Origin of the sequence: Streptomyces sp. CC224B (assembly GCF_030010595.1) — a bacterium.
Classification (GTDB): Bacteria; Actinomycetota; Actinomycetes; order Streptomycetales; family Streptomycetaceae; genus Streptomyces; species Streptomyces longispororuber.
The window spans coordinates 1-11,891 of sequence record NZ_JASCXL010000025.1 but is presented as its reverse complement, the minus strand read 5'-3'; the positions used below and the strand labels follow the sequence as shown (position 1 = coordinate 11,891).

9 protein-coding genes are annotated in these 11,891 nt (G+C 73.6%); 7 read left to right on the top strand and 2 right to left on the bottom strand.

Annotation, left to right across the window (positions count from 1 at the left end):
* The first annotated feature begins 12 nt into the window (after positions 1-12).
* The 4 genes from QK440_RS12595 (at position 13) to QK440_RS12580 (ending at position 3,656) form a co-directional block, all read left to right on the top strand.
* Positions 13-1,011: a sugar ABC transporter permease gene (locus QK440_RS12595; protein ID WP_282793149.1), complete on the top strand. Its 999-nt coding sequence runs from the start codon at positions 13-15 to the stop codon at positions 1,009-1,011.
* 74 nt (positions 1,012-1,085) lie between these two features.
* Positions 1,086-1,880 carry a carbohydrate ABC transporter permease gene (locus tag QK440_RS12590; protein WP_282793204.1) on the top strand — a complete coding sequence of 265 codons (795 nt, stop codon included), beginning with the start codon at positions 1,086-1,088 and terminating at the stop codon, positions 1,878-1,880.
* A gap of 148 nt (positions 1,881-2,028) precedes the next feature.
* Entirely contained in the window at positions 2,029-2,913 is an 885-nt protein-coding gene (hsaD, locus tag QK440_RS12585) for a 4,5:9,10-diseco-3-hydroxy-5,9,17-trioxoandrosta-1(10),2-diene-4-oate hydrolase (RefSeq protein ID WP_282793148.1), read from the top strand.
* On the top strand, positions 2,910-3,656 hold the full coding sequence (locus tag QK440_RS12580) for a VWA domain-containing protein (RefSeq protein WP_282793147.1): 747 nt from the start codon (positions 2,910-2,912) through the stop codon (positions 3,654-3,656). The genes hsaD and QK440_RS12580 overlap by 4 nt, the downstream gene beginning before the upstream one ends.
* Positions 3,657-3,716: 60 nt before the next feature.
* Here the strand turns inward: QK440_RS12580 and QK440_RS12575 are convergent, their stop codons facing one another.
* A complete protein-coding gene (locus QK440_RS12575; RefSeq protein ID WP_282793146.1) occupies positions 3,717-4,286 on the bottom strand; it encodes a MarR family transcriptional regulator in 570 nt (189 codons plus the stop codon).
* A 201-nt stretch (positions 4,287-4,487) separates the two neighbouring features.
* Here QK440_RS12575 and QK440_RS12570 point away from each other — a divergent pair, with 201 nt between their 5' ends.
* Positions 4,488-5,933 (top strand): MFS transporter, encoded by a 1,446-nt coding sequence (locus QK440_RS12570; protein ID WP_282793145.1) that lies wholly within the window; start codon positions 4,488-4,490, stop codon positions 5,931-5,933.
* Positions 5,934-6,083: 150 nt separating this feature from the next.
* Here QK440_RS12570 and QK440_RS12565 read toward each other — a convergent pair whose 3' ends face one another.
* On the bottom strand, positions 6,084-6,980 hold the full coding sequence (locus QK440_RS12565) for a hypothetical protein (RefSeq protein ID WP_282793144.1): 897 nt from the start codon (positions 6,978-6,980) through the stop codon (positions 6,084-6,086).
* A 279-nt stretch (positions 6,981-7,259) separates the two neighbouring features.
* Between QK440_RS12565 and QK440_RS12560 the strand changes: the two genes are divergently transcribed.
* Together QK440_RS12560 and QK440_RS12555 are read left to right on the top strand one after the other, a co-directional pair.
* Positions 7,260-8,060: a serine protease gene (locus QK440_RS12560; protein WP_282793143.1), complete on the top strand. Its 801-nt coding sequence runs from the start codon at positions 7,260-7,262 to the stop codon at positions 8,058-8,060.
* A gap of 572 nt (positions 8,061-8,632) precedes the next feature.
* Positions 8,633-11,719: an endo-alpha-N-acetylgalactosaminidase family protein gene (locus QK440_RS12555; protein ID WP_282793142.1), complete on the top strand. Its 3,087-nt coding sequence runs from the start codon at positions 8,633-8,635 to the stop codon at positions 11,717-11,719.
* The last annotated feature ends 172 nt before the right edge of the window (positions 11,720-11,891 follow it).

Genomic DNA, 11,891 nt, shown 5'->3' with positions numbered 1-11,891 from the left:
CGAGTCACTGCCGTGAAAGACACGCTCGTCAGCGGCGAGCCGAAGGCCACCATCCCTTCGGCCCGCGGCTCCCGCCCCGCCGACGGCGCGGCGGAGGCCGCCCGCCGCCGCAAGAAACTGATCACCCTGACCCGGCCCTGGCTGCTGCTCGCGCCCTCGCTCGTCGTGCTCGCGGGCCTGCTGCTGTGGCCGCTGATCCAGGTCGGCAAGCTGTCCCTGGAGGACTACAAGGTCAAGTTCGGCGGCGGCGAGAGCACGTTCACCGGGCTCGACCACTACCAGGACCTGCTCAGCAGCGACCTGCTGTGGAAGACCGTCCTGCCGAACACGGTGTTCTTCGCCTTCGCCTGCGTCGGCCTGACCGTCGCGCTCGGCACCGCCGTGGCCCTGCTGCTCAACCGCCTCGGCCCGACGTGGAAGCTGATCTGCTCGGTGTCCATCCTGGCCGCCTGGGCGATGCCCGCGGTCACCGGCACGTACGTGTGGATCTGGCTCTTCCAGCCGCAGGACGGCATGGTCAGCCAGCTCGCGGACTCCCTCGGCCTGATCGACGCCGAGACGACCAACTGGTTCACCGAGCGCGTGCCGTTCTACGTCATCGCCACCATCAACGTGGTGCACCACGGCTTCCCGTTCGTGGCGATCACCGTCCTCGCCGGACTGCTCACCATCCCCAAGGAGCTCTACGAGGCGGGCGAGATCGACGGCGCCAACGCCTGGCAGCGGTTCTGGCAGATCACCGTGCCGACCATCAAGCCCGTCTTCCTGGTGGTGACCATCCTCTCCACCATCTGGGACTTCAAGGTCTTCACCCAGGTCTTCCTGATGCCGGGAGGCAGCGGCGACAACCCCGACGTCTACAACCTCGGCGTGTACTCGTACATCGAGGCGTTCGCCAAGAACGACTACGGCGCGGGCGCCGCGGCCGCGGTGCTGCTCACGCTGCTGCTGCTCGTCATCACCGTCGTCTACATCCGTACGCTGTTCCGGCAGGGGGAGGAGGACCTGTGAGCACCGCCAAGGTCCCGGCCGCGCTCGGGCGGGGCAAGCCCCGCCGCCGCACCAGTCGCGCCGCGCGCTTCGGGCTGCCCCTCGCGGTCGCCGCGCTGCTGGCCTTCACGCTCTTCCCCGTCTACTGGATGGTCTCCACGGCGCTCGACCCGAAGGCGCTCACGCGCGGCTCGGACCTGCTGCCGAGCGGGCTGACCCTGGACCATTTCGACTTCGTCTTCGACCGCGGCAACTTCGGCACCTACCTGCTGAACTCCGCGATCGTCGGGGTCTCCACGATCCTCGCGGCCGCGCTGCTCTCGCTGTTCGCGGCGATCGCCGTGGCCCGCCTCAAGTTCACGTTCCGCACCTCCGTGCTGATCATGGTCCTCGTCGTGCAGATGGTGCCGCTGGAGGCCCTGGTCATCCCGCTGTTCATCCAGATGCGGGACTACGAGATGCTCAACTCGCTGCTCGGCCTGTCGATCGTGTACATCGCGCTGTCGCTGCCGTTCGCGATCTGGACGCTGCGCGGCTTCGTCGCCGCGGTGCCCAAGGAGGTCGAGGAGGCGGCGTACATCGACGGCGCGTCCTGGTTCCGCATGTTCTGGTCGGTGCTGCTGCCGCTGGTCGGCCCCGGCCTGGTGGCCACCTCGATCTTCGCCTTCATCACGGCGTGGAACGAGTTCGTGTTCGCGTACACCTTCATGAAGGGCAGCGACAAGTACACGGCGGCCGTGGGCATCTTCCAGTTCTTCGGCGAGAACTCCACCGCCTGGGGGCCCGTGATGGCCAGCTCCACGCTGGTCACGCTGCCGGTGATGATCTTCTTCGTGATCGTGCACCGCAGGCTGGGCTCCGGCCTCGCCGCCGGGGCGGTCAAGGGCTGACCCCCCGCCCTCCCGCGCGCACGGCCGGGCCCGGACCCCTCGGCGGGGTCCGGGCCCGCGTCACCGCGCGGTCCTTTGGGCGCTCACGCATCCTCGCCCACCGCCCGTGAGGGAACGCGTGAGGGAACGCGTAAGGGAAGATGATCGAGTGACAAGTGCGAACAGCGGGGCGGAGTTCAGTCGGGCGGAGACCTCCCGGGTCGTCGAGGCCGGGGGCCTGAGACTCCGGTACCACGAGGCCGGGCCGCGGGACCCGGCCGCGCCCGTCCTGGTGATGCTGCACGGCGGCGGCCCCGGCGCCGGCGCCTGGTCGGCCTTCGGCCACCTCCTGCCCGCCTTCGCCCGCCACTTCCGTACGCTGCTCGTCGACCAGCCGGGCTTCGGCGCCTCGGACAAACCCGAGCTGGACCGGGACTTCTACTCCTTCAGCGCCGCCGCCGTGGCCGCCCTGCTGGACGAACTCGGTGTGGAGCGCGCGCACGTCGCGGGCGCCTCCCTCGGCGGCGGCGCCTGCGTCCGCCTGGCCCTCGACCACCCCGGCAGGGTCGACCGGCTGCTGCTCATGGCCCCGGGCGGCCTGGCCCTGAACGTCTTCACCGCCGAACCCTCGGACGGCGTGCGGCGGCTCATCGAGTTCGGCAATCGGCCCGAGCCGACGCGGGAGGACCTGCGAGCCTTCCTGACCACCCTCGTCCACGACCCGTCGTACGTCACCGACGACCTCGTCGAGGAGCGGTACGCCGCCGCCCTGGACCCCGGGGCCCGGCTCGGCGCCCGGTGCGTCGGCGCCGCGTTCGCCGCGTGGCCGCACGAGGCGATGCTGTGGCGCGAGGCGCACCGCGTCACCCGGCCGACGCTCCTGACCTGGGGGCGCGAGGACCGGGTCAACCCGCTCGACGGCGCGTTCGTCGCCCTCAAGGCCATGCCCGACGCCCGCCTGCACGTCTTCCCGCGCTGCGGCCACCTGGCCTTCGTCGAGCGGGCCGACGCGTTCGTGCGGCTCGCCGTCGACTTCCTCACGGAGCCGGTGTGAGCGCCGCGATCAGCCTGCGCAAGGTCGAGGAGGCGGCCCCCGCGCTGGTCAGCCTCTACAAGACGGCGGGCGACCGGCTGCGCGAGCACGGCCTGGCGGGGGAGCGGGCGGCCGTCTACCTGGTCGTCGACCACTCCGGCTCCATGCGGCCGTACTACCGGGACGGCAGCGTCCAGGCGCTCGCCGACCGCGTGCTCGGCCTGTCCGCGCACCTGGACGACGACGGCACCGTGCCGACCGTGTTCTTCTCCACCGACGTGGACGCCGTCACCAGCATCGAACTGGCCCGCCACCGGGGCCGGATCCAGCAGATCGCCGACGGCCTCGGCCACATGGGCCGGACCAGCTACCACCTGGCCATGGACGCCGTCATCGACCACTACCTGGACAGCGGCGCGACGGCCCCCGCCCTGGTCGTCTTCCAGACCGACGGCGGCCCCGTCAACAAGCTCGCCGCCGAGCGGTACCTGTGCAAGGCCGCCCGGCTGCCGCTGTTCTGGCAGTTCATCGGCTTCGGCGACCCCGGCAGCACGCAGTTCGACTACCTGCGGCGCCTCGACGACCTGGCCGTCCCCGCCCAGCGGCCCGTCGACAACGCCGGCTTCTTCCACGCCGGCGAGCAACCGGGCACCGTGCCCGACGACGTCCTGTACGACCGCCTGGTCGCGGAGTTCCCGCGCTGGCTCGCGGCCGCACGGGCCCGCGGGATCGTCCCCCCGCGCACGGCGGCCGCGCCCGGCTGAGGGCTCCCCGGGCGCCCGCGCTTCCCGGCCGGGGGCGCGGGCGCGCGGGCGGTACGGGGGCTACTCCGCGAGCCGTGCCGCGGCGCGGCGCTGGCGCTCCGTCGCGCCGCTCAGGAAGCGGATGACCGTCTCCAGCTCCTGAACGGTGAACTCCTCGCACAGCTCCGCCACTTCGCGCCCCCAGTCCTCGAAGACCTCCGCGAGCCCGGCGATGGCCTCCCGGCGCAGCTCGACCAGGACGCGCCGCTTGTCGCTCGGGTGCTTGATCCGGCGTACGAACCCCTTGGCCTCCAGGCGGTCGACCAGACCGGTCACGGAGGCGGGGGCCAGGCCGGTGCGCCGCGCGAGGTCCTTCGCGGTGAGCGGCCCGTCGCGCTCCAGGAGGTCGAGGGTCTTGCTCTCCGTGGCGTTCAGCCCCTGCCGGGCCGCGACGGCCGAGTGGAACATCACGGTGACCGAGCTGTTCTCGCGGCCCGCGGTGAAGAGGCGGCGCAGCACCTCGTCCCGCGCCGGGTCGGCCGCGCCGCGCTCGGCGGCCCGCCCCGGGGTCGCGGGGGTCGCAGGGGTCGTGGAGGCCGCGGAGATCTCGGGGGGCGCGGCGTTCCCGGGCTGCTCGGACGTGCGGGTCATGGGCGGGAGGCTACCAAAAGTTTCGTTCGGTCTAACGAAAGACTTGCGTCGGCGGCGGGGCGGATGCGAGTCTTTCGTTCGGTCGAACGAAATAATTTCGCGTTCCCGTGCCCGAGACCGTGCCCCAGGCCGGGTTCAAGGCCGTGTCCGAGACCGGGCGGGAGCCGCAGGGCCGACCGGCCGACGAAGCCAGGAGGAGTCATGTCCACCACGCACACCCCGCCGCGCGCAGCCGCCGACGGCACCCCGTACCCGCGGCGCTGGGCGGCCGCCGCGGTCATGATGGTCGCCGCCCTGATGGACCTGCTCGACGTGACGATCGTGAACGTCGCGATCCCCTCCATAGGCCGCGACCTCGGCGCCTCCGAGAGCGCCTTGCAGTGGATCGTCTCCGCCTATCTGCTCGGCTTCGCCGCCACGCTGATCGTCGCGGGGCACCTGGGCGACCGCTACGGCCGCAAGGCGCTCTTCCTCGCCGGCACCGCGAGCTTCGGTCTGGCAAGCCTGGCCTGCGGGGCGGCGCAGTCGCCCGGGCAGCTCGTGGCGGCGCGCGCCGTGCAGGGGGTGGCGGCGGCGCTCCTCGTACCGCAGGTGCTCGGCTCCTTCCGCACCCTGTTCCACGGCAAGGAGCGCGGTGCCGCCTTCGGGATGTACGGGGCCGTCGCCGGGTTCGCCTCCGCGGTCGGGCTGCTCCTCGGCGGGGTGCTCACCGACGCCGATCTGTTCGGCTGGGGGTGGCGGTCGGTGTTCCTGGTGAACCTCCCCGTCGCGGCGGTGACCCTCGTGGCCGGGGCCGTCCTGGTCCCGGCCACGAGGGAGCGGTCCGCCGGGCGGCCCGACGTCCTCGGCGGCCTGGTGCTCGCGGCCGCGCTCGTCGCCGTCGTGCTGCCGCTGGTGCAGGGGCACGCGAACGGCTGGCCGCTGTGGGGCTGGGTGTGCCTGGCCGCCGGGGTGGCGGCGCTCGCCGTGCTCGGCGTGGCCGAGGGGCGGCGCCGCTCGCGGACCGTGGTGCCGCTGCTCCCGGCGCGGGCGTTCGGGCTGCCCGCGTTCTCCGTCGGGGTGCTGGTGCAACTCCTGTTCTCCGTGGGCATGCAGGGGTTCTTCCTGGTCTTCGCGGTCTGGCTCCAGGGCGGCGAGGGCTACACGCCGATGCAGGCCGGTCTCGTCACGGTCGCCTTCTCCGCGGGCGGCTTCGTGACCGCGCCCGCCGCGGACGGGCTCGCGGTGCGGTACGGGCGCCTGGTGCTCGGCGCCGGGGCGCTGCTGATGGCGGGCGGGTTCGCCTGGGTGTGGGCGGCCGTCGAGGGCTCGGGCCCCGAGCACACCGGGGCGTGGCCGCTGGTGCCGGGGCTGCTCGTGGCCGGGGCGGGGCTCGGCCTCCTGGTCGTGCCGCTGGTGAACGTCGTCCTGTCGGCAGTACCCGGGGACCTCGCGGGCGGGGCGTCCGGCATCTTCTCCACGGCCCAGCAGTTCGGCGGGGCGCGGGGGGCGGCGGGGGGCGGCACGGTGTTCTTCGGGCGGGGCGGAGCGGGGGCCGACGGGTTCACGGAGGCCCTGGGGGCGGCCATGCCGTGGGTGGTGGGCAGCTTCGTGCTCTGCGCGGCCCTCTGCGGCGCGCTCCCGCGCCGGGCCGTCCACCCGTCCTGACCCCACCGGGCGCGGCCGCCCTGCGCCGCGCCCCGCACCGCTGCCCCGGCCGCGACTTCGCCGCGCCCCGCACCGCACCGCTGCCCCGGCCGCCCTGCGCCGCGCCCGGCGAGCCGCGTCGGGGCGAAGGCCCCGCCACCGGGCATGGAGCTACGTGTCGCAGTCCAAAAGGGTCCGGCAGAGTCCGCACCGGGCCCGGGTCCTGCCCCGTGCCGGGAGGCGGATGCGCTGGTGGCAGGTCGGGCAGGCGAAGGAGACCCGCAACGGCCCCGCCGCGTCCGCCCGGGAGAAGGAGTACGGGCCTCCGCCCCGGGGGCCCACCCCGTGGTCGAGGGCGTACCGCCGGTCCTTGGCGTAGCGCCGCCGCCCCGCCCACCCCGCGGCCGTCAGCGGCGGCTGCCGCCCGTCGTGGCGCGCCCGCGCCAGCCCCTTGGTGTACGCGGTGTACGCCTGCGCGCTGGTGAACCACGTCTCGGGCGCCTCGCCGAACACCAGAGCCCGCTTGGCCAGCACGTACCCGAACTCCTCCGGCGTGAGGTAGCCGAGCTTCTGCGAGGACGCGCCGTCCTCGCGGTAGGCGTCCAGGAGCAGCCAGCCCGCGCCGAGGTAGGTCGTCGCGGTGTCGGTGAGGATCTCGTTGGCGCGGGTGCCGGGGAAGGAGAGGCCGAGGCGGTGCAGGTAGACGTGCATCACCTCGTGCGCGAGCGCCGCGCCGATGTCCCTGCGGTGGTGCCGGAAGCGGTCGTTCAGCTCGATGAAGTACTCCGGCCCCGCGGCCAGTTCGACGGCCGCCGCGTGCTCCATCGCGCGGAACGAGACGATCACCCGCGCGTCGGGCAGCCGCAGGTGGCGCACCACCTCGCGGGCCACGCGCTGGGCGCCCAGGTGCAGGTCGTCCTGGTCGCAGAAGGCCACGTCGGCGGGGGCCACGCTGGTGTCGAAGGTGTGGACGGTGTCGTACGAGAGCCGCTTGTACAGCGCGGTGATCGCCGAGCGGACCGTCTCCAGATGCGGGTAGCCGTGCTCCACGGGGCCGCCGTCGGCCACGCCGTCACCCCCCGAGCCGTGGCGGGACCCGTTCCCGGACGCCGGCTCCGGGTCCCGCGTGGAACATCCCAAGTTGCCCCTACTGTACGGGGGTTGTTCGCGCCAGTACCCGGGCGCGGCCCCGTCGGCTGGCCGAAAACCAACCCTTGTCGGCCGTGCGCGGGCCTCCTCATAATCCAACAACGCTTTGGCGGGCTCATGCCACGCAGCGCTCCGGTGTGTGCGGCATGGGCCCGTCGCGTTGCGCCACCCCCCACAACTCCCACGAAGGGACACCACGTGAAGACCGACAAGTTCCGTGGAGTGAAGAGAGCCGCCGTCCTCGGGTCCATCGCCCTCGCCGGCCTCAGCCTGCAGCCCCTCGCCGCCCAGGCGGCCCCGCACCCCGGCCCGAACCCGGGCGAGCGCGTCGTCGGCGGCGTGCGCGCCGCGCAGGGCGAGTTCCCGTTCATGGTGCGGCTGTCGATGGGCTGCGGCGGCTCCCTGCTGAAGCAGGACGTCGTCCTGACCGCGGCCCACTGTGTGGACGGTTCCGGCAGCAACACGTCGATCACGGCCACCGCCGGCGTCGTGGACCTGCAGAGCTCCAGCGCCATCAAGGTCAAGTCGACCAAGGTCCTGCAGGCCCCCGGCTACAACGGCAGCGGCAAGGACTGGGCCCTCATCAAGCTCGCCAAGCCCATCAACCTGCCCACGCTCAAGATCGCCACCGACACCAAGTTCAACAACGGCAACTTCACCGTCGCGGGCTGGGGCGCCGCCCGTGAAGGCGGCCCGCAGCAGCGCTACCTGCTGAAGGCCACCGTCCCGTTCGTGAGCGACGCCGACTGCCAGAAGGCGTACAACGGCGACATCATCCCGGGCGAGGAGCTCTGCGCGGGCAAGCTCGGCGTCGGCGGCGTCGACACGTGCCAGGGCGACTCCGGCGGCCCCATGTTCCGCAAGGACGACAAGGGCCAGTACATCCAGGTCGGCATCGTGAGCTGGGGTACCGGCTGCGCCCGCCCGGCCTACCCCGGTGTCTACACCGAGGTGTCCACCTTCGCGGCCGACATAACCAAGGCCGCCGGCCAGCTCTGACGTCCTCCCCACCGCCGCGTCCCCGCACCGGGTGCGCGCGGTGACCGGCGCCGTCACGGAGCCGGGCCCCGACCGGGGCCCGGCTCTTCCGCGTGCCCGCGTGGTCGCGCGCCCCGCCCGCAGCCCCGGCCCCCGAGCCCTCACCCCGGCGCACACCTCCGCCAGACCCCGGCCCGGCGCGCACCACCCACCAACCCCCGCCCCGGCAAGCACCTCTGCACGAACCCCTGGCGCGCACGGCGCACTCACCGGGGCCCACCGGGCCGCGGGCGCTCGCCCGAGCCGGTGCCGTACCCGGGCCGCGCGTGACGGCTGAGGCGGAACACCGTGTTCAGGAACAGCTTCCGGCCGATCTCGCGACCGCCGCCCGCACCCCCACGCGCGAGGACCCGGCCGCACCCCCACCGCACTTAGTCCAACACCTGCCCCGTCTTTGTCCATGGGCGCCCCCGCCCCCCCCGCGGCGCATCGTGACCGTCACCAACTCCGCCGATCCGCCGATCCGCCGATCCGCCGATCGGCCAGTCCGCCGATCGGCCGGTCCGTCAACCCGTCCCACGGAGGGTGCGCCCATGGAGCCGTCGTCACAGCCGTCCGGGCCCAGCCGCAGAGCCGTCGTCGCCACCGGGGCGCTCGCCCCGCTGGGAGCCGCCGTGGGCGCGGGCACCGCGCACGCGGCTCCACCCCGCAGCGCGCCCCCCGGCGAGGCCGTGCTGCGCTCCGCCGCCCTCGAGGTCCGCGTCGCCACCGGCTTCCCCCGCGTCATCGCGTACACCGACCGCGCCACCGGCGCCGTCCTGCACGGACAGCCCGACCCCGTCACCACACTCCTCATCGACGACAAGGAGCACACCCCGCGCGTCACCGCGGTCACGCACGACGACCGTGCCGCCTACGTCCTCACCCTCGACGGCGGCACCCGCATCTCGGTGGAGATCACGGTGCGGGGCCGCCAGGTCCACTGGCGTGTCACCCGCGTCCAGGACACCGCGGCCCTGCGCGTCGGCACCCTCGCCGTCCCCGGCCTCGCCCTGCTGTCCGTGCGCAGCGACCAGCCCGGCGCGGCACTGCCCGCCGCCCGCGTCCAGCTCGACCGGGCCAAGAGCGGCGACACCCTCGTACGGCTCACGGCCGACACCCCCGCCCAGGCGCCCACGGGCTGCGCGTACGCGGTGCTCGCCCACGACGGTCTCGGCGGCGCGATCGAGACCAACACCAGCTACGACAGGCCCACCGCGGCCACCAGCTGGGAGAACGGCCGCCTGTGGTGGCACACCGTCCGCGCCGACGGCCGCACCGAGGCCCGCCTGGCCCCGGGGCAGTGGACCCACCGCGCCGCCACCTCACCCGTCGACGCCACCGAACCCCTGCCGTACGCCACCGTCGTCGTCACCGGCGACCGCAACGGCGACGGCACGGTCGACTGGCAGGACGCCGCGATCGCCTTCCGCGACATCATGGTCACCCCGCTCGGCGCCGACGAGCAGCACCTGCGCGTCGTCCCGCACATCGCCTTCAACTTCGCCTCGCAGGCCACCAACCCGTTCCTGGCCACCCTCGACCACGTCAAACGCGTCCACCTGGCCACCGACGGCCTGCGCCAGTACACCCTGCTCAAGGGCTACCAGTCCGAGGGCCACGACTCCGCCCACCCCGACTACGCGGGCCACTACAACACCCGCGCCGGCGGCCTCGACGACCTCAACACCCTCCTCCGCGAAGGCGCCCGGTGGAACAGCGACTTCGGCGTCCACGTCAACGCCACCGAGTCCTACCCCGTGGCCCACGCCTTCTCCGAGACCCTCGTCGACAAGACGGACGAGCAGTGGGACTGGCTCGACCAGAGCTACCGCATCGACCAGCGCCGCGACCTCGTCTCCGGCGACATCGTCAAGCGCTTCGCCGACCTGCGCCGCGAGACGCACGACGCGCTCAACACCCTCTACATCGACGTGTTCCGCGAGTCCGGCTGGACCTCCGACCGCCTCCAGCGCGCCCTGCGCGAGCAGGGCTGGACCGTCACCACCGAATGGGGCCACGGCCTGGAACGCTCGGCCGTCTGGTCCCACTGGGCGACCGAACCCGACTACGGCCCCGACACCTCCCGCGGCATCAACTCGCAGCTGATCCGCTTCGTCCGCCACCACCAGAAGGACGTCTTCGCCGACAAGTGGCCCACCCTCCTGGGCGCCGCCCGCATGGGCAACTTCGAGGGCTGGGTCGGCAAGACCGACTGGACCGCCTTCTACCGCCTCATCTGGACCCACTCCCTGCCCGCGAAGTACCTCCAGGCCCACCCCATCAGGACGTGGACCGAGCACGAGATCACCTTCTTCGGCGCCGGCGCGACCTCCGTCACCGACACCGGCGGCACCCGCCGCATCACCACCGACAGCCGCCTCGTCTACGACGACGGCACCTATCTGCTCCCCTGGGAACCCCGCACCGCCACCGACCCCGCCAAGCTCTACCACTACAACCCCCGCGGCGGCACCAGCACCTGGACCCTGCCCCGCGGCTGGGCGGGCGCCCGCAGGGTGTGGCTGTACCGGCTCACCGACCAGGGCCGCGTCCTCGTCCGCGCCCTGCCCGTCCGCCGCGGCACCGTCACCGTCGACGCGCGCGCCGACCAGCCGTACGTCATCCACCGCTCACGCGCCCGCGCCCTGCCCGACCCCGACTGGGGCCAGGGCACCCCGCTGCGCGACCCCGGCTTCCACGCCGGCGACCTGGACGCCTGGCAGGTCACCGGGCCCGCCACCGTCGAACGCAGCGCCCTCGGCGACCACGAGCTGGTCGTCGCCCCCGGCCCCGCCGCCACCGTCAGCCAGCGCCTGCGCCGCCTCAGGCCCGGCGCGTACGTCGCCTCCGCGCAGGTCGAGGTGGGGAGCACGGCGGGGGAGCGGCGCACCGCCGCCCTGGAGGTACGCACCGCCGACGGCGTCACCGCCGCGAACCGGACCGCCACCTCCACCGCCGTCAACCACGTGGCCGCCGACGCCAAGCACGGCACCCGCTTCCAGCGGCTGTCCACCCCCTTCACCGTGCCGGAGGGCGGCGGTGCCGTACGGCTCACGCTGCGCGCCGCGGCCGGGCGGGCCCGGGTCCGCTTCGACAACGTCCGCGTCGTCGCCACCGTGCCCGCGCCCCGGCTGCCCCGGGACGTCCTGTGCCGCGAGGACTTCGAGCACGTGCCCCAGGGGTGGGGGCCCTTCGTCAAGGGCGACGCCGGCGGGGCCACCGACCCGCGCACCCACATCGCGCAGCGGCACGCGCCGTTCACCCAGCGCGGCTGGAACGGCAAGGCCGTCGACGACGTCGTCGACGGCGGCCAGTCCCTCAAGTCCCGCGGCGAGAACGAGGGGGTGGTGTACCGCACCGTCCCCCACACCGTCCGCTTCGCGCCCGGCCGCCGCTACCGGGTGTCCTTCCGCTACGAGAACGAGAAGGCCGGCCAGTACGCCTGGGTGACAGCCGTCGACACCCCCGCCCCACGCGAACTCTCCCGCACCCCCCTTCCGGCGGCCCACACCCCCACCACCCACACCTACGAGTTCACCGCCCCCACGGACGGCGAGGCGTGGGTGGGCCTGCGCAAGGTGGGCCCCGACGGTAAGGCGGAGTTCATCCTGGACACGTTCGAGGTACGCGAGGCCTGACCTGGCCCCTGGGCCCGCGGCTCCTCATCGGCCTTCGGCCTCGTCCTCAAACGCCGGACGGGCTGGAACGTTCCGCCGGGCCGAGCTTGAAGGGGTTCAGCCCGTCCGGCGTTTGAGGACGAGCGCGCAGCGCGATTTCGGGGGTCCAGGGGGCGGAGCCCCCTGGTTACGG

Coding starts and splice junctions, on each gene's coding strand:
- QK440_RS12575 (WP_282793146.1), bottom strand. CDS start 4,286: ATGACCCGCACGTCCGAGCAGCCCGGGAACGCCGCGCCCCCCGAGATC.
- QK440_RS12570 (WP_282793145.1), top strand. CDS start 4,488: ATGTCCACCACGCACACCCCGCCGCGCGCAGCCGCCGACGGCACCCCG.
- QK440_RS12555 (WP_282793142.1), top strand. CDS start 8,633: ATGGAGCCGTCGTCACAGCCGTCCGGGCCCAGCCGCAGAGCCGTCGTC.